Genomic DNA, 23,365 nt, shown 5'->3' with positions numbered 1-23,365 from the left:
CAATGTCATTGGAGGCAAGCGACTAAGTAAATATTGCCGATTAATGTAGGCCTTTGTTAGTTGTCATCATAGAGTTCATTTTCGTAGCATTAATCATGCTTAAAAAAGGGATGTTTCTAGGCATTTTAATATTTCAGTCTCTCTTTGCAACAGTAGAGCTCGGTGAATTTTACGTAGTGAAAAAAAACTATCTCACTCTTGGGGCCATTATATGTTCGGCATATTCAAATTATTCTTTGAAAGGTTTTATTGAACCAAGGTTAGAATTTCATCAAATTCGTGCAGTTGATTATGGAGATGAAGTGGAAGTTTCAGGAGAATGTGCTCGAATAGATGCCACTAATAACAACAAATACTTACAAAATTTTGATATTAAAATATCTAAATTTTCTATATTAGAAACTAATCAGTATAAAATACGTGGAAGAATGTCAGGAGAAGAAGGAAAATTTTTATTTCATTTTTTATTTAAAAATATAACTTTATTTGAAGATGGTCAAAAAAAGAAATATTGGAAACTTACACATTTTAATATGATTCCAGATTACTCTTTTGTGCCAAACAGTATAGATGAACACATTGGGCAATACTTAGAAAGGGCAAGTGCCGCTCAGTTGAACTTCTATAGAGGAACTTGGTCAAATGGTAAACAACCTATAAAAATGGAGACAGACCCTTTTGGAAAATGGTTGGTACAGTTTCGTTTCACCGAAAATAATAATATTTTATATTTAGATGTACTTCCTGTTATTGCGGCCCAAACTGGTAAAGCTAAACATCATACCCAAAAAGCACAGGGAATTTTTATGTTTATCACAAATGATAAAATGATTGGTTGTACACAATTTACAAATAAGGCAAAAGAGAAATATAAACTTAGTGCTTCAGACTGTAAGAAATTATTTTACTGAAAAAACATTTTTTAGGGACAATGTCGCATTTTTAAAGGGCCCATGATAAAACTTTTCCTTAATTTGTCCTATCACATATTCTATCCGTTCCATCTTATGTTGTTCACGAAAAGAGGCATCAAATACTTTTTCTGTAAAATAATTTGCGACAATATAAATTGCTGATAGTCTAGAAATTTTTTGGTAATTTATTTTTGAGGGGTATCCTTTACCGTTTGGTCTTTCATGGTGTTGTCGAATGATTTCCAATGTTTCTGGACCGATGGCCTGATCAGATGATTTTTCTAAAAGGACAGAAACATCTATTGGATGATAGATTACTTTTTTAGAAAATTTTTCTGTATTCATAGAAGATTTCATTTGCTGGAAATCCTCTTCTGTCAAAGTTATATCACAAAGCATCGAAGCGTTGACTATATTTTTAACGATCGCATTTGAGCACCATTCAAATGTTTCGGCCATTGCTGTAGAAATATATCCACACATTAGGCCATGAATAAATTCTTCAGTACAACTGAATTTAAATTTTTCATACATATCAAAAACATCAGTATTCTCAATAACTTCTTCTACCTCTAGAGCAAGTTCATTAAATAACTCCATATGCTCTTTTGAAATATCTCCCTGTTCTATAACTTTCTTGAAAACTTCTCTTGCATTGGCAACTGCATTTATTTGTCCTTCTAAGTTGCCATTTTTCTTTTCTTTTTTAATTTTTTCTTGAAGTTGATTCCTCACAGATTTCACAAACTCTTCAAATTCGCTGGTCAACATAAATACTTCTTTAAGACCTTTATTTTTGAATTTTTGAACAACGATTGAAACCTGTTCGTCGTTATTTGTTAATTTAATATACTTTTTCTCACCTCTCATATACATGTACAGATCGATGGGATGTCCATCTCCATAAGTTATGAGAACATTTGGGTCTAAACTTGTGAAATCTGCTTGCATTAGCTTATTATATCAGAAACTTAGGGGCATACAATCTCAGATTTTTATTTATAAATATGAAATATATACACTTCATTTTCTCAAGTAATGCAACAATTTAGGATCTCTGCTAATTAGAGAAACATGAGAAAAATAATACTGTATTTTTTAATCTGTTTTAATTGTTTAGCGATGGATACAATTTTGAAGAAAATTCCCACTGCTCTTGAGAGTTTTAACTGTGAGAGTTTGTATAAAGCATCTAAAATAATGGATACAGAAAATTTTTTAATGCTTTTGAGATTTAATCTAGAGTTATCTAAAATTGTACAGCATATAAAGTTCAATGAGATTGCTCAAAATATACTTTTGACTTCACGTCCAGACTATATGAAAAGGATTTATTATAATTATAAGAATAAACACAGACCCATTGAATTCTTTGTGCTTGCCTATATTTTTCCAGGAGTAATAGATTTAAATTTTATTTTCCCTCATAGTTTAGAAATTTCAGATGAATATATTAGAAGAAGTGCAATTTCATATTTTAAATCAAAAAATAAATCTACTTATAATACACTCCATGGAAAAAGTGAGAAAACTATTCTTGCTTTTCTTGATAGCTTAAAAGAATTTTATATGTCAGAAAATTTGGATTTTCTCCCTACAACTGGTTATCAAGATTTAAAAGATGAAATCAAAAATTATGGGAACAGTTCAAATTTCCCAGTAGATTCAGAAGAAACTTCACAAATAGAAAATCAGTTTCTCGAGTTCTATAAATTCACTAGAGAATTTGAACCTTTTAGAAACCAAGCAGAAAATTTAACCGATGAAAACATATTAAATATAGTTGAAATGTTTTTAAGAAAACGTCGCTTGTGATAGTGGGATTTCAGCGATCAATTTTAAGATTTGATTGGTAATTGTAATAGGTTTCTTATGTAGTTCGTTCATATCCATAATATATCCATAGATATCCATATATACAGCGCTTTTGGATATTTATGGCCATATTTTTTGCCATTTTCGGTCTCTCTCGGTCCATGGTTACTTTTGGGATGCAAATCTCGAGATGCGACCGGTCCCAAAAGTAACCAACTACGATATATCCTCTACCTTGCTCTAAGAAAGTTAGATAGCTCGTTCTAAAGTGTTCAACTACTAATTTTAGATAGTTTGAAATTGCTCATGCTCTTACCAATAGTGATTCTTTTTTCTTCTGTTTTATATATGAAGAAACAACAATAGCTCCAGTATAGAGAATTCCCATTGCCGCTGAAACGCTCGGATTCACCGCATGTCCAGAGAGATTAAAAATCAAATGTAATGCGGGTGCAAATATCGAAGAGAAAATAATCACTCTCTTATCAATCTTTAAATCAAAAATTCCTAATAAAATGGGAAAAAAGAATGCACACGCCAGAGCGTACACTCCTTTTTGTGCAAAAAGTCCTACTAATTGGGGAGGATTCCATGCAAGAGCAAATGAAATAATTCCAATACCAATCAATACAAGTCGTGAGACATTGAGTGCATTGTCTGTTTTTCCCTTTAGGGGAATATAGATATCATTTACGACCATTGAAGAGAGTCCCACGAGAATTCCATCTAAAGTGCTTAAACCAGCAGCTAAAAGTGAAATATTAACGAACGAGAGAATGTATGGGCCAAAAGAAGAATTTGAAAAAATATGATTGATATACTCGACAACAACTGCATCTTGCCTGTCCACTTCGAGACCTGATAATCTTGCATAAAATCCAATGAAAAGGACAAGTCCAAAAATGAAAGATACAACAAAAGTAGTCCCTAAAAACTTTCTAAGGTCTTTATCTTCCTTAATGTATAAAACTTTTGTAAGAATATGAGGTTGCATCATTAAGGCAAATGTAATGAGAAAAGAACTCAAAAAGACAGAGAAAAAATCGTAATAGAGGGTACTTGAAGGATTATAGATGGATGCATAATCAGGAGAAATACCTTGAAGGGTATTAAAAAAGTCCCCCTTAAAGAGATGAAGCCCCTGGAAAAAAAGAAACAGTGAGATTAAAATCATCATGCCTCCCTGAAGGGTATTAGTATAGGCATGAGCATAGGTTCCACCCATTAGAACATAAGAAAAAACAAAAATGAGCGCAATGAAAAGTGACATTTTTTGATCAATGGGAAAAAGAGAAGAAATAAGTAAAGAGCATCCTACTAAAATGAGTACTACAAAAGTGATACTTAGAAGATTGATAAAGGCAAAATACAAAGAAAATCTACGGTTGTTATATCTTTTATAAATCCATTCTGGAATAGTGATTGCACCATTTTTTTGTCCAAGATGTTTAAATCGTTTTGTAAGAACAACAAACGCAACAACAATTCCAAGTAGCGCTGCCACTCCGTAGTGGAGATAGGCCGATAAACCATGATTATAGACAAAACCAGGATTGATAACAAAAGTCGCAGTGGATGCAATAGAAGAAGACATTGTAATACCTACAATGTACGGATTTATATCACCCTGGCCGATTGAAAAAGATTTGAGACATTTTGTTTTCTTCATTCCTAAATATGAAAGATAGTAGGTAACAAAAATAAAAATTGCGACAATTATGTATTTGAATATCTCAGGAGTCATGGTGCTACCTCCGCAAGGGCCCATTGTTTAAGTATTTTCTTATTGATTTTACCATTCGGCAATAACGGAAAATTATCTACTTTAGTTAGAAAATGAGGGTGTTTATATCGTGATAATTTATCATCCAGAAAACTCCTCAATTGAGACAAATCTATTTCTTCATTTGATCGGTAGTAGACATGCCCAACTTCACCCCATTTATCATTGGGGACAGAAACCACAACAGATTCAATCACTTTGTCCCAAAAATTGATTTGCCTCTCAACTTCAGCTGGATAAACATTTTCCCCGCCAGAGATGTACATTTCTTTTTTTCGCCCAACCACATAAAAATAACCATCTTTATCAAATTTTACCAAATCACCGGTATGGAAATATCCTTGATCCATTTTTTGCTTGAAGCTTTCTATATTTTTATAATATCCCTTACAAAGGTGATGCCCTTTAAGAAGTAATTCCCCTATTTCTCCAACGACAACTTCTTCATCTTTTTTGTTCACAACTTTTACATGTGTATGAGACATGGGTCTTCCAATTGAACCAATTTTTTTGAGTGCCATTTCTTCTTCTAATAAAAAACAATTTGGACCGACTTCGGTTAATCCATATCCCTGCTTGAACATAACACCTAAATTTTGATATTTCTGGATAAGAGTTTCTTCAATGGCCGCACCACCTGAGATAAAAAATCTTATCGATTTTAAATCCTCTTTTTTGAGATTCGTCTTTTCAAAAATCATCTGAAATATAGTCGGAACACCAAAATAAACGCTCACCTGATGCTTTTTGATTAAATCAACACTTTGCTGTGGATCAAACTTTTCGGCCAATATAACTGTCCCTCCAATACTTAGTAAAGGTAAACAGAGAACATTATAAGCTCCTGTATGAAAAAAGGGAGTTTCGACAACGGTAATATCACTTTGTTTTAAATGCCAATTTTCTACTGTTGCCTTTTGATTTGAAAGAAGCATTTCCCCATGAAAAAGTACTCCTTTGGGCACACCCGTTGTCCCTGAAGTAAAGAGCATGAGTAAAGGTTCTTGGAGATCGGCCCCCTCCCGTTCGCCATACAGTTCATCTTCATTGATTACATTATTGAGATCGATATAAGGGCAAACATTTTGATGAATGCTCTCACCTTTACCAATTGAAAGAGAAGGCCTTACAAAATCCAAAATTCCATTTATCTCTCCTAAAGATAGTCTGAAATTAAGAGGAACAAAAAGAGATCCTATGTCTGCACTTGCAAGAAATAACGTCAAATGCTCGAGGCAGTTATTGTTGAAGAAAGTAATAACATCCCCTCTTTTGACATTATTTCTTAGTAATAGATTTTTTAAATGCTTAACTTCCCTGGCAAGTTCTGTATAGGTGTACTCTCTATTTGTCGTTATATCTATTACAGCAACTTTATTTGGAAAATCAGTTACTGTTTTATAAAAAGTTTGAATCCATTGCTTCAACGCAGTCTCCTTGAAATATTTTGTCAACTAATGGCCTGAGTATTGTGTAGGCCTGATTTGGGTATTCTATTAAAGATGCATGTCCACCATCTAACTCGAAAACAACAGAATGTAATAGTCTATTTGCTATATCTTGATGATAACTTTGCGGAGTTAATAAATCCTCTTTTCCAAAAAAAAGGTACACTGGCCTGTTAATTTTACCGAGGTTGATGTTTCCACTGAGAGCACTGTTTATAAGAAGTCGTGCTGCTTTTTTTGAAATTTTCCTAGCATTTTCCCTGTATTTTAAAATTATATTCTCACTTTTTTGTAAAGTACTCTCACCCCAAATCCAAGGAGTGGCCACATCAAATCGATGTAAAGGCCCCCCTATCTGGTTGGCCAAAAGCCAACTACATAGCTTCATTTTTAAAAGAGGTGTTAAATTAGCATAGGTGTCACATGCAAAGACACTTGACACTCTCTGAGGGAAAAGTTCTGCAAATTTTAAAGCAACTCTCCCCCCATTGGAAAGTCCAAGAAGCAAAGTCTTCTCTACGTTCGCATAGTTTAAAATTTCTAAAAGATCATGGGTTAAATCTTGTAAGGTAAAATCCTCATTCCAACCTTGATTAATTCCTTGGCAACGGCCATCGTACAAAACTATTCTGTATCTGTCTGAAAAAGCTGGAACTATATCTTTCCAGCTTTCTTTTCCTACAAACAAACCATTTATTAAAGTAATTGTCTCTTCAATGTGTGAATTGACTATCGTTAGATTTGCTTTCATATTACAAAACTAATCCACCATCAACATTAAGAACAGTACCTGTTATGAAAGACGCTTTATCAGAGGCCAAGAAACTATAAGCATTTGCAATATCAGAAGATTGTCCTAATCTTTTTAGAGGACATTTTTCTTCCATCATTTCAATAACTTTTTGGGGCATCTTATCTACCATAGGGGTCTGAATAAAGCCAGGAGCGACAGCATTGACCCTTATACCATATTTACCAAGTTCCCTGGCCATGGTCTTTGTCATTCCGATGACAGCGGCCTTAGTGGCAACATAATTACTTTGTCCAAAATTTCCATAGTGAGCAACGACACTGGCAGCATTAATGATGATTCCACTTTGTTGCTCTTTCATAACTCTTGCAGCGGCCTGTGAAAGTTTAAAAACGGCCGTTAAGTTCACATCAATTACTCTTTGCCATTGTTCATCAGTCATTTTCAATACTGTTGCATCCTGAGTGATTCCGGCATTATTAACAAGGACATCTATTCCCTTTTCCATCTCTATCACTATAGTTTTAATATCATGATCATTTGTGACATTTGCTTGAATATAAGTCATTCTTTCTGTGAATCGCTGAGCAAGTTCGGATTCAGTTAACGTCGGTAAGTCAATCAAAACAATATGAGCACCTTCATTATAAAACTGCTCTGCTGTGGCCAAACCAATTCCTCTAGCTGCTCCTGTAATAAATACTCTTTTCATTTTTATCTCCTTATTAATAGATAATTTTTTCAACGCTACATTTTTCTGACCAGGTCACTGAAATTGCAGACCAGGTATAACCAATTCCAGCACTCGCAAGTACTATATGGTCCCCTTTCTGGAGAAGTTCATTCTGCTCAGCAAGTGCCAAGGACAAAACTTGATCAGGAGCACCAAAGTGTCCAAATTGATCAAGATAAATAGATTGTTCTTCTTTAAGTTCTAATCTATTGAGTATTTCATCATGAGCACTTCTTTTCATATGCAAAAGTGCAAGATAGTCAATAGGACGAGTACAAGTTTGAGTGGCCGCTTCTTTTATAACATGAATAAAATTACTTAAAGATTTTTCAGCGAGCCTATTTCTCATCCCTATAACATCTGGAACACACAAAAATCGGTCCTCATCACGGTAATATTCATTCAGTGGTTTTTCCACTCCACCGGCCGGAATGATAACATCTTTTGAAAAACTCCCATCAGTGATAATTGAGGCCTCTCCCAATTCATTTCCTACATTTTTTTCAAGTAAGATGGCAGATCCTCCATCACTTAAATTATAGAGAAATCTTGAATTTTCATCTCTGTAGTTAACGAGATCTCCCGTTTTATGTCCTCCACAAAGCAGGACTTTGTTAATTTTGGAGTTTGAGTTCATCATGTCTTTCGCAATTTTAAGACCAACAACATTGGATGAACATCTCGCAGCGACATCAAATGCAAATGCATTTCTAAGACCAAGGGCCTCTTGTACAAATATTCCTGCAGACCAAACAATATGGTCTTTATATTCTGATCCAGTCCAAATAATCATATCAATAGAAAGCGGGTCTTCATCTTTCAGAACTTTTTTTGCAGCTTCTATGGCCATAAATGATGGCATAATATTTCTCGGAGCTCGACACTTTCTGATAATTCCCATTTTTTCTTTAATAACTTTTTCTGGAATTCCCGATTTTGAAGAAATTTCTCCAGCTGATTCAAAGTTTTCTGGTAACCAAACACCAATTTTTTTAATTCCAATCACCTTTACCTCTATTGCATTATGGCCATCGAAACCTGTGGAGCTTTTTCTAAGAATACAAAATGATCCGCATGTTCAATAACGACAAGTTTCGAATTTTTTATTTTCGAATTTAATATTTCAGAATTTTTTGGGTTCACAAACCTGTCAGCATCACCCGTTATAATAATAGTATCGACATTTATTTTAGACAAATCCGTAGTTAATTCCATAAATCGTTCAACAGCTCTACGTTGTTTTTTTATTTCACAAAGATCTGGATGATTTTCATATCTTAAACGAATAATATCATTAAAAAGTTCTTTGTTTTTCTGATTTTCAGGATGAACATAGGCCAGACAAGTTTCTCTTGCTATATCTTGAGCTTCAAATTTATACATTTTTTCTAATCCCTCCTCTGTTAACTTTGGAAGAGGAACAAAGTCAGGGCCTGAACTTGTAGTGCATATCAAAATCAGTTTATTCACTCTCTCGGGATAGTTAATGGCCGTCAGTTGTGCCAAGATTCCTCCCATGCTAATACCAGCAACTTGAAATTTTTTAATTCCAAGATCATCTATAATCGCCATGGCATCTTCAACTAAAGTTTCTAAGGTAAAATCAGCAGCATTGTTGGTTGAATACCCCATACCTCTATTATCAATGAGAATGAGTTTGAATTTTTTTTCTAAATAGTGTTTTAAATATTCAAAATTATAATGAGAACAACCAAATCCAGAAAAACATAAAAGAACATCACCTGTGCCTGAAATTTCATATGAAATTTTTGTGCCATCTTCTCTTATAACTTGATGAGTCTTCAAAATTTTGTTCTCCAAAGGTTGTCGCAATAACCTAAGGTTAAGCAATTGCCAAGTCAAGAAATTGATACTTTTGTCCAATTTTTTTAGAATTTCTTGAGGATACTCTTGCGCGTATTACAATAAATTGATAGATGAGCATTGTGTTAATACAAAATGAACCTCCAAATTCAACTCTTTTTCAGGCCCAAAATAATGCAAATGTCTATTTGCGCAAAGGGACAGAGAAAAAAATCGAAATAATAAAAGCGGCCATTGAATGCATCCACAATTTAGGAGTAGAAGGAACTACTTTTCAATCAATTGCTGATCAATTAAATACTCGCAAGGCAAACATCAATTACCACTTCAATGACAAACAAGATATCTTCAAAGAGGCGATTCTCTTTATTTTATCTCAGTATATTGAACATCTAAGTATGAACGCTCCTGAGTCCAGTGCTTCAACTAAGAAAAAAATCTTTCATTATATTGATATGGCATTTGATTGGGGAAAAAATTATAAATCTCAAGTGAGTGTGATGCTGCTCTTTTACTATTATGCACATATAAAGGACGATTATGCTCAACTGCAAAAACAAATTCGTGAAAATGGAGTAGAAAGACTCAACTCTCTTTTACATTCTAAATATTCCAGTGAATTAAATCTAGAAAACGCCAAAATGATTCAAATATTTCTAACAGGTGCCATGATTGAGGTTTTTACAAATCCGAATTCAAATTCTCCTCAAATCATTGACCGACTTAAACAATCCATTTTATCGTGCTTAAATCTCAAATAAGTCGAATTTTCTTGCAACTTTTGATAGAATTTCAAGACATGGAGGGATGATGAATATTTTATATGTAGAAGATGACGAGGATATTCAAGAAATCTACATGATGGTTCTTGAAGGACATTTTACAGATTCTGAATTTACCCATTGTGAAAATGGACAAATTGCAATTGATAAACTGAAAGAAGGCAACAAATTCGATATTATCCTTTCAGATTATGATATGCCTGTAGCAAATGGAGGAGTACTTTATCAACATGTCATTGAAAATAAAATTGACACTCCATTTGTACTTTTAACTGGAAGAGATATAAAAGACGATCCTCATCTTGGAAGTTTTCTAGAGGATAAATCGAGAATTAATATCTATTTAACAAAACCAATACAAAAAGAAGCACTTATATCTTCTTTTGAAGAGCTTCATAATAAAATATTAAATAAGCAATCGACGACAGAAAATTTTGAACAACAAAATGAACTCTGGAGCCCTATTTCTGCAAAAAGTATTTTAAAATCCAATATGATACCTTGCGATATCTACATAAAAATTAATGAACGAAAATTTATAAAGATCATAAATGCAAATACAATGTATGGAGCAGATGTCATTCTTAAATATATTAATAAAGGAATCTCTCATCTTTATGTAAAGAAACAAGACTTTCCAAAACTAGCAGATAATATCTCTGCATCAGTTCTCAAAGTTCTAGAAGTTAAAGAAAATATGAATGTTTCTCAACTCACTCAGACAGCTAATATGGCCATTGAGACTTTGAGAGATAATATAATCGGTTGTGGACTATCTCCGACTTCAGTAAAATTAACCGAACAATGTCTTGCTGTTGGTAGAGAAATCATTCGAAAGCACAATAAGCTTTCTGAGCTTATAAAATCTCTTTTAAAAAGGGATGACTACCTCTTAAACCATGTTCATCTTGTTACCTATTTTTCAACAGCAATTGCTGAAAGATTAGATTGGGCATCAGAATCTACCACTACTCGACTGGCCATGGCCGCCCTTTTACATGATATTACACTAGATTCAATACCAACTGCTAGAATTCGAAATACAAACGATCCAGAATTTGCAAATCTTTCACCTGAAGAACAAGACAAAGTTAAAAGACATCCCTTAGATGCATCTCAAATTGTTAAAAACTATAGTGATATTCCTCCAGATATAGATTCAATTATATTTCAACATCATGAATCTCCTAATGGAGATGGCTTTCCCAGAGGTTTGACAGCGCAAAAGATTATGCCTTTGGCCTGTGTATTTATCTTAGCAGAAAAACTTGTGGACGAAGCTTATCCCGATAAGATCAAAGATCATAATGCTGTAAGAGCTTTAATAGAACGTTTTGGAAATGAAGGTTATAGTCGGGGAAATTTTAAAAAACCATACCAGGCACTGAAATCGATTTTTCAATAATTTCTTTTATTCGCGTAGGACTATCAATTTGTGGAAGGTGACCAACGCTTGAGAGGAGATGAATATCGATTTTTTTTCCATCTACTACTTCTGGCCATTTATGAACATCATTAGGCGAGAGCCAACGATCCTGTTCTCCCCATATTAGCACAAGCTTCTCAACAAATAACTCAAGCTTATCCTTTGTTAAAAAAGGTAGGTGTGAAATATTACTAAAAAGTGCATTATAAAGAGCTGGCCTTCCTTCAACATAAGCAAAGTCATAAAACATTTGCACAACTTCTTCCGTGAGATACTTTTGATTTGTCACTGCTGTACTTAAAATATATCGAACAAAGGTCTTGCTTGGAAAACGCTCACTTAAAAATTTTGCAAGTTTTGTTTTACCAATTTTTACAAGCAGTGGATACTCAGCGAGGTCAAAAGCAAATGGGGCCAGGAGATAAATTTTCTCAATCATCTCAGGTCTATGAACAGCAAAATTCCAGGCATAATATCCACCCAGAGAATTTCCGATAAGTGATAATTGTGTTACCTCTAAATGCTCACACAATCTTGTGATTATATTAGAAATACGTTCGGGCCAAAAATCTTTAACGCTAAAATTATCAGACAGCCCAAAGCCTGGTAAATCAATTCGTATCACTCGAAAATTATCAGTTAATTTTTTGGCCAGTTCATCCCATGTTCGCAAACTATCCGATGTACCATGAATGGCCAGAATGACTTTTCCTTGTCCTTCGTCTACGTAATGGATTTTTTTTCCTTTATAATTTAAATACTGACCTAAACGATATTTTTTGCGTAAAAGGTTTAAATCATGGCCAGAGACTGAAAAAATTGAAGTTAAAAGTTCCATAAAAATCTACATCTTTAGTTTTTTGTTTTTCATTCTAGTTAAGTTTAGTTAATACCTAATTTATTAATCATTAGGAGAAAAATATGGTGTCACAAATATTTCAGACCGACAAATGGGAAGAGGTCGTGGGTTTCCAATTTTCTGACATTACGTATCATAAAGCTATTGAGCACGGTACAGTTAGAATTGCCATAAATAGACCGGAAGTGAGAAATGCCTTTAGGCCTAAAACTGTCGATGAATTATATATTGCTCTTGATCACGCGAGACAATGGCCTGAAATAGGTTGTGTATTGCTTACAGGAAATGGCCCATCTCCAAAAGATCAAGGCTGGGCCTTCTGTTCAGGTGGAGATCAACGAATTCGTGGCAAAGATGGCTATCAATATAGTAAAGAGGACGAACAACTCGATGAGATGTCAAAGGCCAAACTTGGCCGGCTTCACATTTTAGAAGTTCAAAGACTCATACGCTTTATGCCCAAAATTGTTATTTGTGTAGTGCCAGGATGGGCCGTTGGAGGAGGTCATAGTCTCCACGTTGTTTGCGATTTAACCATTGCTTCTAAGGAACATGCGATTTTCAAACAAACTGATCCTGATGTTGCAAGCTTTGATAGTGGTTATGGTTCAGCTTATTTGGCAAAGATGGTGGGACAAAAGCGAGCTCGTGAGATCTTCTTTTTAGGTTTTAATTATTCTGCCCAAGAGGCCTACGAAATGGGAATGGTGAATAAAGTTGTTGGCCATGATCTATTAGAGAAAGAAGCTCTCGAATGGGCCAAGGTAATAAATTCTAAGTCTCCTACAGCGATGAGAATGCTCAAATATGGATTTAATCTCACTGATGATGGGATGGTTGGGCAGCAGCTTTTTGCGGGAGAAGCAACCCGATTAGCTTACGGAACAGAAGAGGCGGTTGAAGGACGAAATCATTTCATTGAAAAAAGGCCTAGGGATTTTTCAAAATTTCCTTGGCATTATTAAATAATTGAAAAGGTACTATTTTTTTCTTTTTGCTCTATTTTCTTTTTTAACAGCACTATACCTAAAATCTTCATGCTCCTCATGTCCAGGTGCTTGTACATTTGAGGTATAGACTATTCTGAGTATTGTTCCACATTTAGGACATTTTCGATTTTTATTTTTTTTACTTTTTGTTGAACCAATATTAATGCAGTACTCTCCGCAAGAGGGACAATCCATACTAAAACTACCATTTTTCATAAGTGTTCCATTTAGATAAAAGTTCAAGCAGATTTTTTGGGGCGACCATTTTTAACAAATTGATCTATCTGATTAATCAATTGCTCTGGTTGAAAAGGTTTTACTAAAATCGAATCAACAAGAAGTATAATCTTATTTATAATAACAGTATTTAATGCTCCACTAAGAATAATTATCGGAGTATCAAAATTCATATTTTTTACAGTCTTTGATTTTTGTCTAATTGTCCGAATAAGTTTTTCAGAAGTTTGGCCTTCTCTTAAATGCCAATCTAGTATGATACATGAAAATTTTTGGTTTTGAACTTTTGTATTGGCCTCTGGTAAAGAACCTGCTGTAATAACTTTGTAATCACTGTCCCCTTCTAATAACTCTACAACCGTCTCCTTTAATGAAGGATCATCTTCAACTAGCAAGATCGTTTGTTTCTTCAAAGCTAAAGTCATATTTTGTCCTTAAAGTTATCACCATTCGGGTTCCAGGGTTATTATTTTCAACTCTAATATCGCCATTAAAGTACTCAAGATATTTTTTTACAATTGGAAGTCCAAATCCATTTCCTTCTTCATTTGAAGTTCCAAGTCTTGAGCTTTTAGATTTAAATCTAAAAATTGACTCTTTAATTTCATCTGGTACTCCAATACCTTGATCAGCAACAACAACTTTTAACTCGCCCGAATCACCCTCTTCAAAATCTACTGAAATTTCCTGCCCCTCTGGAGAAAATTTAATAGCATTACTTAATATATTAGCAAAAACTGAATTTTTTAAAATAGAAAAATCCCCATATCCCCAAACCTTTGGATATCGTTGAAAAGCATTTAAGTTAAGAACTATATTTTTTGCATTAAGTCTATCTTGGAATGACTCTTTTAGTTCATTAAAGACTTCCTTCATGTCGACATGCTTAAAGTCACTTTTAACCTTCCCCATCGTGATCTTTTCAAAACTTCTGACATTTTCAATTATTGTTTTGATATCGTTTGCTGCCATATAGGCCTTTTGACATTTTCTATCTTCTTGTTTGCGATATAAGTTGAGCATTATAGTTGTGAGAGGTGTCGCAATATCATGATAAAGAACAGATAACAAAACTTGCTTGTATTCGAAATTATCGTAAATATGTTTTAGATACAATTTCAAATTACTAAAGAGATGATAGAAGGCCATAAGGTTAAACAGAGAAGTTACGATGATAGCAACTAAATTTACTCTATATGAAACTTCAGTGGAATAAATAGGTCTCTCAAAAAACCCTCCGACAAATGATATTTCTATCGCTATAGAAACAACGACAAGTGAAGTAATAAGAATATAGAGAGGTCTTTTATAGGGTATCAATAAGAAGTAGAACACTATAAAAGTCGGAAACCATGCTGAAGGAGTATAAGATATTCCACCTCTTAAATAAAAACACACTGCATAGATTAGAGTCATCGTTGAGGCGACACCAAAGGAAAAAGCATCAATTTTCTTTTGCTTATAAAGAATAAAAGTCAGATATGAAAAAACAAATAAACTCAAACTTAACGTAACGATTAGTGGAATATTGTTCTCGTATATTTCTTGAGACAAAATAATGAGGTTTGAAAGAAGCAAAATAACGGCGAAACGAGATAGAAATTTCAATCGAAACATTTCAAATTGCTCACGAAAAAAATGTAGTTCTAAATCTTCCGACATACGTGCCACTTCTCCTAATTTTTTTGAACTTCGGACTATTAAAACAGATTCTTGAACAAAGTGAGTAAAGACTATCATTTTAAATAGTTGAAAATTTTGCACTTCATACAATTAATGAGAAAATCGCAACTAATATTTGGCATCGAATTAGTCAAAATTTAGTTTGGATAAAATAAAAAATGAGTTTTATTAGATGTCTATCTGGCCAAACTTAGGCCAAGGATGCTTTATGTATTACTGTTTCAAGTACCTAAAAATTGACTTTTTGCGAAATAAAAAAATGAAACCACGATGAAAAACCATTCATATGAATTCAGAGAGTTAGAACATAAAATTTCCCAAGCGCATTTGCACTGTGAAAAGAGTATCCAAGAATCCAGCATTGAATTCTACTCTGGAAATTTCTCAATAAACTATGAAGCACTCTATACAAATATCTATGATTGCCTAAAAATCTTGAAATCATGTAAATCACATGGTCTAAAAAGTCTATCTGATCTAGGGAGTGGTCTTTCTCCACTTAAAATGGCCTCAATACTATTTATGAATGGTGTAGAGGTTTTTCCAATCGAGGCAATTAAAGAACGTGCTTTGGCCGGTGAGAAATTATGCAAAGAACTAGGCCTTGATAATATTAACTATTTTGTCGCAGATTTAGAAACTCAACCCATTCCTCCTACTTGTGCATACTTTTTTTACTTGCCTTACAACAAATTGATACGCAAAATCATATTCCAAGTATTACAACGAAAAAACACGCATATTTATATCATTGAATCTCATGGCGATTTTATTGAAAATTTAGAATTCGATTTTGGAAATTATCTAGACTTAATCGAAAAAATAGAACTCTCTGGTACAAGACATAATCAATACATAAATCATTATCAGACAAAAAATGAAGAACATTATCAGAGAACTATTTCCAGCTTACTAAAAATGGATTCATTTTCGGCCCAGGACATTCCTCTGAGTACTCTCCTTCAAGTTTCTGAAATTACATCTATGCAGCTTTTAATCGAAGAAAACACAAAGATATGGCTTGCTGATGCCTGTGACTATTCACTTAGGACTAAAGCGAATATGATCGATTTTAAAACTCCTCCACGTAGTATTTATGTAAGTCAAGTCTTAGGGGCAAAACACTTTGAAGGCAACATTTTGCACTACATCATTGCCCGCCAAAATTTATTCCAAAATACACATGGACAGATCAGAAAAATCTATATAGAACCCTCGCTACAAATTGAGTATGCCGATGGCAACTTATATACAGTGTAGTTGATGATGTTAGACAGATTGAGCAGACGCCAAATTCTCATCGATAGAATGTCCCAGATCAATGATTTGGAACAATATACATGTTCTTCATGTGAAGGTGTTTGTTGTACTTATCTTTCAAATTCAATGCAAATCACACCGATAGAAGCACTTGATATTGTTGAGTATTTAGAAAAGCACAACCTTCTAACAACAATATTGATTGGAAAAATTGAACAAAGCATTCTGGATTTCAGGTTGGATAAGGAAGTTCAAGGACTACGTAGAACATACACATGCCCATTTTATAATCCAGGAAAAGAAGGGTGTTCACTTTCAAGAAAAGTAAAACCTTACGGTTGTCTAGCTTTTAATCCAAAAATAAAAAATGCAAACAATCAGAGCAAATGTGAATCAGACCAACTTCTTCTAAAAGATCGAGAAAGTACAGAAGAAGAAAATATTAATAAGAAACTAATGGAATCTTTAAAATTGTCCTGGAATAAGCTACCAATTCCAGTTGCAATAAAGGAAATAATCGAACGTGATGGTATGGACACCTACCATTAATTTTTATATATTTAGCCCAAATAGGTATTTTATGAAATTTCAGATGGCCCTACTTTTTTTACTTTTCACACTATCAACTCATGCCAGTGAAAGCATTACCTATGAATGTTCTGTTTTTGAAAGTGGGAACAGAATTGTTCAAAATCTTTTTATAACATATTCAGATGACAGAACTGTCAGTGTAAAATGGGAAGATGAAGACACTTCTTTTTACGATTTTGAACATGCTCCAAATGAATCCATAGTCACTTTGAAACCAAACCAGTATTTGCAGGCCAAACACAGTCGTTTCATTAATGACTTTAGACACTACACTGAAGTTCAAATTGAAGTCTTTATTAATCTAAAAGATGCACATGGTTGGTTTAGCGAAGAAAGAGGCGCCAACGAAGATCAGTTTGATTACGAAAATTTAAGCTACGAATTAAAAAATTGCACTGAAATAGATTAAAATAATGCTGAAGGCAAGAAATCTTACCAAAAGCTTTACCTCGTATAACAAAAAAGAGGGTTCATTTGCGGCCCTAAGCTCGTTTTTCAAAAGAAATTACGTTACAAAACAAGCTGTCGAAAACTTCGACTTGGATATTCATAGTGGTGAAATCATAGGACTTCTCGGGCCAAATGGTGCCGGCAAAACAACTCTTATGAAAATGTTTACAGGCATAATCGTGCCTACTTCTGGAGAATTAACAGTCTTTGGACATATTCCAAGTAAACGTCACAAAAAATACAGACAGCAAATTGCACTGGTAATGGGACAGAAATCGCAATTATGGTGGGATATACCGGCATTAGATTCTTTTAAATTATTGCAAAAATATTATGAAATTGATGAAGTCTCTTTTCGAACAAAATTAGGACTGATGTCTGAAATGTTGAGTGTTCAAAAATTAATGCACGTTCAAGTGAGAAAACTCAGCCTTGGGGAAAGAATGAAACTTGAGCTCATGGCATCCCTTTTACACTCTCCAAATATTATCTTCTTGGATGAACCAACAATTGGTCTTGATCTGATATCACAAGAAAATATTCGAAAATTCATTTTGGAATATCATAAAGAAAATAATTGCTCCATTGTCCTAACCTCGCACTATATGGAAGATGTCCAAGCTCTCTGTCCCAGGTTAGTACTTATCATTAACGGACAAAAGGGTTTTGATGGGCAAATTAAAGAATTTGAAACCATTCTTGGGAATGAAAAAACTGTAAAATTTCACTTTTCATCCTCTCAAATTAAAGACAAATTTGAATTTAATAATTTCTCACCAGAGTGGAACGCAGATCTCACTGAAGTAGAGTTGAAAATACCCAAAAATGATCTTAAACTAATCTCAGCGAAAGTTCTAACCAATTATGACGTTGTTGATTTTCAAACGGAGAAACTGCCAATTGAAAAAGTAATGAAAGAAATCCTCAAACGCCCTGAGCTTTTATATAAGAATGATCACTAAAGAATTAGAAAAATGGATTCAAACAATCAAAGTTTCCTGGCTCAATTACACGCAGTATAGAGTTAATTTTATACTTATGTTTTTAGGTCCAACATTGATTTTTTTTCTTGTGAAATGGAGTTTATGGACAACGATTTATCAATCAAACCAAAAAATCATTAATGGATTAGATTATTCCAGCATGATTTCTTATCATTTTTGGGTTTTAATAGTCTCTTTGCTCTCTCTTGGACACGCCTCTTTTAATCTTTCTGAAGATATTAGGATGGGGAGAATTTCAACCTATCTCATCTACCCATTTAACTTTTGGGAGTTTCATACGGCCAATTTTATTGCTTTTCAAATACTCCAATTTTTCATCGCAACCACAACCATTGTTATAGCAACAACCTTATTAGAATTTAATCTTCCAAGTTTCCACACACTATTCATTGGATATTTCTATTGCTTTATTATTTCACTTTTTTGGTATAGCGTCCAATTTCTCACAGGCATAATGGCCTTCTGGCTAGATGAAACCTGGATCCTTAGAGTTCTTTTTTCAAATATAACAATTTTTTTATCCGGAAGTATTATTCCCTTGAATTTTTTCCCTTCATGGTCTGTTAAGTTACTTGAATACACTCCCTTTCCGCATATGGCCTATTTTGCGGCACTTATTTTTCAAGGAAAGAATGTTGATATCATTCACTCCCTAAGTATTTTAATTCTATGGACTATTATTACATGTCTGTGTTCAGTCTATATTTGGAAAAAAGGACTAAGGCTCTACACGGCCGCAGGAATGTAAATTATGGACACTCTAAAACAGTATCTTTCAGTATATGCTAAATTTATATCGACAAGTGTTACTGAAGCATTAAGTTTTCGAACCAGCTTTGCCCTCCTTATTATCATGGATTTGTTTTTTTATCTTGCAACAATTTCTTCAGTCGAAATTATCTATATGCATGTCAATCATATTGGACAATGGAGTCGCCCTCAACTGATGTTTTTCATTTCTTATATTCTTCTACTTGATAATTTTCATATGACTATTCTATCCCAAAACTTCTGGGAACTAGGCCTCTCCATTCGCCAAGGCAATTTGGATTTTGATATATTAAAGCCCATTTCTAATATTTTTATTACATTTTTTAGAAAATTTCGTCCTTCAACCTTAGTAAATACACCCCTCTGTATCGGATTACTCTATCACTATGGCGGACTTCTACATTTTACTTGGAAACAATATATACTCATTCCATTTTTTCTTTTTATTTCTTTTTCTCTTCTGGCCCTACTCGAGTTCTTCCTGTGCATCATGATGTTTTTTACAAAAGAAGGTAATGGGATTAATTTTCTTCGGATGGGATTTCAACAAATGTCTAGATGGCCAGATTTTGTCTATCAGAAAAATTTTCGCAGGATATTTACTTTTGCTATTCCATTTTTACTTATTGGCCCTGCTCCGATGTACGCCTTATTTGACAACAGGTGGCAATTCCTAGGAATAACCTTTATTTTTATTCTCCTAGGATATCCTCTCCTCCATTTACTTTGGAATTTTGCACTGTCAAAATACTCATCCGCTTCTTCTTAGTATTTGAACTAGACGTCCTTTTTGCAATAGTCTATTTTTGATCATCGGAGTTAAAATCATGGATAAAATTAAGATTGATGAATCTTGGAAATCTGTCATTGGTAAAGAATTTCAAAAAGACTATATGGTTGGCCTTAAAGATTTTTTGGCATCTGAACTAAAACAAAATAAAACAATATATCCACATGGCCAGGAAATCTTTAGCGCATTTAATGAAACTCCATTCGAAAAAGTTAAAGTCGTCATCATCGGACAAGATCCTTATCATGGGCCAGGACAAGCACATGGGATGTGTTTTTCTGTTAGACCTGGCATTAAAGTTCCACCTTCTCTCGTTAATATTTATCAAGAGCTATCAAGTGATTTAGGAGTTCGACCTGTTACTCATGGTTTTCTATTGAACTGGGCCAGACAAGGCGTACTTTTACTTAATAATGTCCTGACTGTAGAAAAAGCAAAAGCAGCATCTCACAAAGGAAGAGGTTGGGAATTATTTACAGATAAAGTCATACAAGTTTTAAATGATGAGAGAGAAAATCTAGTCTTTTTACTATGGGGAACACCTGCACAAAAGAAGGCCTCTATTGTAGATGAAAATAAACATTATGTCTTAAGGGCACCACATCCATCTCCCCTATCATCTTACCGAGGTTTTTTTGGATGCAAGCATTTTTCTAAAGCAAATGATTATCTCATTTCAAAAGGTATTGCTCCAATTAATTGGTCTCTCCCACAGAATTTACAATAAACCTATTTTATAAATTTTTTCAAACTTGAAGGATGCCATAAATTTATAAAGACATTTTGGTGGACAATTGTCATAGATGGAGATGATAGTTTGTTATCATTAAAAGACTCTTTTGTAATAAGTATAGGAGAAGCTACAACCAAACTTGGCCCCTGACCTGCAAATGCTCTATTTAGTTCATCGACAATTTGCCATGCTTGAAAATCTAATGGTTCTGCAACTGAGGCCTTCTGATTTGAATTGCCCCACCTGATTCTTTCTAATGCATCACTTGAACCATCTCCGGCCGAGATATTAATTAAGTCAGGCCGTTTTTTTGAAAAATGTGTTGAATTAAAATAGTTGTCGTTAATTCCCAATGAATGGGTCCATTTTTTGCCATATTTTTTATTCAATTCGTCTATTTTACTTCCCATCAACTGAGGAGCATGTGAAATATTCATATTTACGACTTCGAGAATTTTACAGTACTGACAGTTCTTTAGGACCGCTAACATCTCTTGAGTTTTCTCATTGGCGACATCAAAACGATCATCATTGAAAAGTATTATTCCAACATTTTGTGGGCCTGCATTTTGAGTACTAGTGACAAGATAATTTACGGCAACTTGTGCGACTTCTTTATTGTAACTACTAATATTTAAAAATAAAGGTGCTTCTACACCAGGATTCCGACTTGCATGCCAACCCACTATCATTTTTCCGCTATCTTTAAGTTTTTGAATTTCAGGTAAATAATGCGAGACGGACAAACCTCCAATCACAATACCATCGAAATTTGTTAGTACAAGGTCACTTAGAATTTTTTTTATTTTTTGGGAATTATCTTCCCCGTCATAGGATAAATATTTCCAGCCAATAACTTGCACGGCCCTTTCAAAAGAGTTAAAAAGTCTAGAGATCCCTTTATTTTTAAAACTTTGTGAAATAAACACGACAGATTTGTTCTCTTGGGCCGGTGGACCAGTTAAAGGGCCTTCCCACTTTGTTACATCGATTGAAAACAATACTTGAGAATTTAAGAGGAAGATTACAAAAGAGATCATTTTGAAATTTGGACATATTCTTTTCATGAAAACATTATAATGCAAATGACTCTGATTGAAAGAAGATACTGGAAAAATTTTAAACTTTTCTATATTGGATAGCTTTTGTCTAATATAAGATTGACTCAACATTCACTCTTTGAATATTTTAAGTCGTAAAAAGCAAGATAATTTAACATGACGAATTTTGATTTTTCATGCAAGCTAGGTCCATCTTTTTCAACAAAGGATTGTCTATGAAATATATTCTTTTTTTGTTACTTTCCCTAAATGTTCATTCAGAAGTTCTCTATGAAGGGAGTAACTTTAACGAGATATGGCAAATAATTACCAGTGATCCATACCCTCTACCTCATTACAAAGTTGATTCCGAGGGACTCTTTAAATTTTTTAGAAGTAAAATTAAACAATCAGCAACAAGAACTATAAATAACCAAATGGATCTCCTACCGTATTTTGATAAGATTGCCCATCCTAATGGAATATGTTTGAGGGGAAGCTGGAAGATTACTGAGGAAAATCCCTATGGAGGTTTATTTAAAAGGGGTACAAATATTCCAATTATTGCCAGAGCATCGACAACTTTATCTAACACTGAAAGAGGAACATATAGAGGATTTGCACTGGCCGGAAAGCTTTTCAATCAATCTTTTTCTGATAAAGAATCAAAAATTAAAACCGCCAATTTTTTTCTCATCGATAATTTAACAGGAACACTTGCTGAGCACTATACCGATGTTGCAATGTCGAATGCACCGAAGATTTCAGCGAATAAGGATATGTTCTCTCAACTGCTTTATGGGCTCAAAGTCGCATTATCTTTTGCGATTGCGGATAAGTTTCCTGGAGAAAGGCAATTGTATGAAGTTTCTTCAATTGAAGAAAAAAACAATTACAAAACGCCTTGGAGGATGATTCTTACAGCAACGAAAGGACAGACTATTGATGCAATTGATTTTAGAGATGAACTCGATATTGAAAATCGTCCAAATGGTTTAGAGTTTGACATTTCAGTGAGTGGTAAAAAAGTTAAAGGGAAAAACTTCTTTCAAAAAATTGGTAAAATCCATTTCACAGATTCTGTTGTCAGTGAGAGTTGTGATCACCGTCTGCACTTTCACCATCCAAAATGGCGTGATGATCTAGAACTTTAGCCTAATTGCATATGAATTTCATTTGCAGATTGATCGTTTGTCCGAATATTATTAATAAACAGAATGAGAAATAGTTTTGGTTAAAATTGACAAAAATTAATTGATAATCAAAAGCCAATTTTAAATCCCTTACTTCTAAAATGGGACTTGAGAATCTTTTAATCAATGAAAATTAGTATAAAAAATTGTATATACTTATTCGCATTAAGATTAAATCATTTATTTCGCGTTTGAAAAAAGTCCAAAACAAAAATACATAGATTAAGTGTTTATGAAGTCATTAAAATCACTATTAACTTCAACTTTTTTGTTAGAGAGGCAGAATCTG

General features: G+C 33.8%; 25 protein-coding genes. 13 read left to right on the top strand and 12 right to left on the bottom strand.

The window, feature by feature from the left end:
• Positions 1–95 precede the first annotated feature (95 nt).
• Positions 96–911, top strand: a complete 816-nt coding sequence (locus H6622_17690; protein MCB9063363.1) for a hypothetical protein — start codon at positions 96–98, stop codon at positions 909–911.
• Here H6622_17690 and H6622_17685 read toward each other — a convergent pair.
• On the bottom strand, positions 900–1,865 hold the full coding sequence (locus H6622_17685; GenBank protein MCB9063362.1) for a hypothetical protein: 966 nt from the start codon (positions 1,863–1,865) through the stop codon (positions 900–902). The two genes, H6622_17690 and H6622_17685, sit on opposite strands and share 12 nt — an antisense overlap.
• 123 nt (positions 1,866–1,988) lie before the next feature.
• On the opposite strand from H6622_17685, the gene H6622_17680 reads away from it, so the two are divergent.
• The gene (locus H6622_17680; GenBank protein ID MCB9063361.1) at positions 1,989–2,729 is read left to right on the top strand and encodes a hypothetical protein; all 741 of its coding nucleotides are present in this window, start codon (positions 1,989–1,991) and stop codon (positions 2,727–2,729) included.
• 304 nt (positions 2,730–3,033) lie between these two features.
• Here the strand turns inward: H6622_17680 and H6622_17675 are convergent, their stop codons facing one another.
• The 6 genes from H6622_17675 to H6622_17650 are packed head-to-tail and all read right to left on the bottom strand — an operon-like array spanning position 3,034 to position 9,250.
• Complete coding sequence (locus tag H6622_17675) at positions 3,034–4,473, bottom strand: sodium:solute symporter family protein (protein MCB9063360.1); 1,440 nt, start codon at positions 4,471–4,473, stop codon at positions 3,034–3,036.
• Positions 4,470–5,939 carry an AMP-binding protein gene (locus tag H6622_17670; protein ID MCB9063359.1) on the bottom strand — a complete coding sequence of 490 codons (1,470 nt, stop codon included), beginning with the start codon at positions 5,937–5,939 and terminating at the stop codon, positions 4,470–4,472. The genes H6622_17675 and H6622_17670 overlap by 4 nt, the downstream gene beginning before the upstream one ends.
• Entirely contained in the window at positions 5,911–6,711 is an 801-nt protein-coding gene (locus tag H6622_17665) for an alpha/beta hydrolase (protein MCB9063358.1), read from the bottom strand. The genes H6622_17670 and H6622_17665 overlap by 29 nt, the downstream gene beginning before the upstream one ends.
• 1 nt (position 6,712) lies before the next feature.
• Positions 6,713–7,423, bottom strand: coding sequence for a 3-oxoacyl-ACP reductase FabG (gene fabG / locus H6622_17660; protein MCB9063357.1), 711 nt, complete (start codon positions 7,421–7,423; stop codon positions 6,713–6,715).
• Positions 7,424–7,436: 13 nt separating this feature from the next.
• The gene (locus tag H6622_17655; protein MCB9063356.1) at positions 7,437–8,450 is read right to left on the bottom strand and encodes a 3-oxoacyl-ACP synthase; all 1,014 of its coding nucleotides are present in this window, start codon (positions 8,448–8,450) and stop codon (positions 7,437–7,439) included.
• A gap of 8 nt (positions 8,451–8,458) precedes the next feature.
• Positions 8,459–9,250 carry an alpha/beta hydrolase gene (locus H6622_17650; protein ID MCB9063355.1) on the bottom strand — a complete coding sequence of 264 codons (792 nt, stop codon included), beginning with the start codon at positions 9,248–9,250 and terminating at the stop codon, positions 8,459–8,461.
• A gap of 131 nt (positions 9,251–9,381) precedes the next feature.
• Here H6622_17650 and H6622_17645 point away from each other — a divergent pair, with 131 nt between their 5' ends.
• Both H6622_17645 and H6622_17640 read left to right on the top strand, forming a co-directional pair.
• A complete protein-coding gene (locus H6622_17645; protein MCB9063354.1) occupies positions 9,382–10,029 on the top strand; it encodes a TetR/AcrR family transcriptional regulator in 648 nt (215 codons plus the stop codon).
• Between the two features lie 49 nt (positions 10,030–10,078).
• A complete protein-coding gene (locus H6622_17640) occupies positions 10,079–11,455 on the top strand; it encodes a response regulator (GenBank protein MCB9063353.1) in 1,377 nt (458 codons plus the stop codon).
• On the opposite strand, the gene H6622_17635 is transcribed toward H6622_17640, so the two are convergent.
• On the bottom strand, positions 11,415–12,314 hold the full coding sequence (locus H6622_17635) for an alpha/beta hydrolase (protein ID MCB9063352.1): 900 nt from the start codon (positions 12,312–12,314) through the stop codon (positions 11,415–11,417). The two genes, H6622_17640 and H6622_17635, sit on opposite strands and share 41 nt — an antisense overlap.
• 83 nt (positions 12,315–12,397) lie before the next feature.
• Between H6622_17635 and H6622_17630 the strand changes: the two genes are divergently transcribed.
• Positions 12,398–13,300, top strand: a complete 903-nt coding sequence (locus tag H6622_17630; protein ID MCB9063351.1) for a 1,4-dihydroxy-2-naphthoyl-CoA synthase — start codon at positions 12,398–12,400, stop codon at positions 13,298–13,300.
• Positions 13,301–13,315: 15 nt separating this feature from the next.
• Here H6622_17630 and H6622_17625 read toward each other — a convergent pair whose 3' ends face one another.
• Genes H6622_17625 through H6622_17615 form a run of 3 tightly spaced genes read right to left on the bottom strand, consistent with a single transcriptional unit; the run spans position 13,316 to position 15,223 of the window.
• Positions 13,316–13,567: a hypothetical protein gene (locus H6622_17625; GenBank protein ID MCB9063350.1), complete on the bottom strand. Its 252-nt coding sequence runs from the start codon at positions 13,565–13,567 to the stop codon at positions 13,316–13,318.
• On the bottom strand, positions 13,564–13,986 hold the full coding sequence (locus tag H6622_17620; GenBank protein MCB9063349.1) for a response regulator transcription factor: 423 nt from the start codon (positions 13,984–13,986) through the stop codon (positions 13,564–13,566). The genes H6622_17625 and H6622_17620 overlap by 4 nt, the downstream gene beginning before the upstream one ends.
• Positions 13,946–15,223 (bottom strand): HAMP domain-containing histidine kinase, encoded by a 1,278-nt coding sequence (locus H6622_17615; GenBank protein MCB9063348.1) that lies wholly within the window; start codon positions 15,221–15,223, stop codon positions 13,946–13,948. Before H6622_17615 ends, H6622_17620 begins: the two co-directional genes overlap by 41 nt.
• Before the next feature lie 291 nt (positions 15,224–15,514).
• On the opposite strand from H6622_17615, the gene H6622_17610 reads away from it, so the two are divergent.
• From H6622_17610 to ung, 7 genes are read left to right on the top strand one after another with little or no spacing between them, the layout of a single operon-like run.
• On the top strand, positions 15,515–16,504 hold the full coding sequence (locus tag H6622_17610) for a hypothetical protein (GenBank protein ID MCB9063347.1): 990 nt from the start codon (positions 15,515–15,517) through the stop codon (positions 16,502–16,504).
• Positions 16,505–16,552: 48 nt separating this feature from the next.
• Complete coding sequence (locus H6622_17605) at positions 16,553–17,053, top strand: hypothetical protein (GenBank protein MCB9063346.1); 501 nt, start codon at positions 16,553–16,555, stop codon at positions 17,051–17,053.
• A 31-nt stretch (positions 17,054–17,084) separates the two neighbouring features.
• Positions 17,085–17,504, top strand: coding sequence for a hypothetical protein (locus H6622_17600; GenBank protein MCB9063345.1), 420 nt, complete (start codon positions 17,085–17,087; stop codon positions 17,502–17,504).
• The gene (locus tag H6622_17595; GenBank protein ID MCB9063344.1) at positions 17,500–18,507 is read left to right on the top strand and encodes an ATP-binding cassette domain-containing protein; all 1,008 of its coding nucleotides are present in this window, start codon (positions 17,500–17,502) and stop codon (positions 18,505–18,507) included. The genes H6622_17600 and H6622_17595 overlap by 5 nt, the downstream gene beginning before the upstream one ends.
• Positions 18,497–19,297 (top strand): ABC-2 family transporter protein, encoded by an 801-nt coding sequence (locus H6622_17590; GenBank protein ID MCB9063343.1) that lies wholly within the window; start codon positions 18,497–18,499, stop codon positions 19,295–19,297. Before H6622_17595 ends, H6622_17590 begins: the two co-directional genes overlap by 11 nt.
• A gap of 3 nt (positions 19,298–19,300) precedes the next feature.
• Positions 19,301–20,089, top strand: a complete 789-nt coding sequence (locus tag H6622_17585; protein MCB9063342.1) for an ABC-2 family transporter protein — start codon at positions 19,301–19,303, stop codon at positions 20,087–20,089.
• A gap of 58 nt (positions 20,090–20,147) precedes the next feature.
• A complete protein-coding gene (gene ung, locus H6622_17580; GenBank protein ID MCB9063341.1) occupies positions 20,148–20,837 on the top strand; it encodes a uracil-DNA glycosylase in 690 nt (229 codons plus the stop codon).
• A 2-nt stretch (positions 20,838–20,839) separates the two neighbouring features.
• Here the strand turns inward: ung and H6622_17575 are convergent, their stop codons facing one another.
• Positions 20,840–21,883, bottom strand: coding sequence for a substrate-binding domain-containing protein (locus H6622_17575; GenBank protein ID MCB9063340.1), 1,044 nt, complete (start codon positions 21,881–21,883; stop codon positions 20,840–20,842).
• A gap of 236 nt (positions 21,884–22,119) precedes the next feature.
• On the opposite strand from H6622_17575, the gene H6622_17570 reads away from it, so the two are divergent.
• Positions 22,120–23,037 (top strand): hypothetical protein, encoded by a 918-nt coding sequence (locus H6622_17570; GenBank protein ID MCB9063339.1) that lies wholly within the window; start codon positions 22,120–22,122, stop codon positions 23,035–23,037.
• Positions 23,038–23,365 lie beyond the last annotated feature (328 nt).

Source organism: Halobacteriovoraceae bacterium (assembly GCA_020635115.1).
In the GTDB taxonomy this organism is placed as follows: Bacteria; Bdellovibrionota; Bacteriovoracia; order Bacteriovoracales; family Bacteriovoracaceae; genus JACKAK01.
Note: the sequence above shows the minus strand (reverse complement) of the source record. Positions and strands in the feature narration are given on the sequence as shown.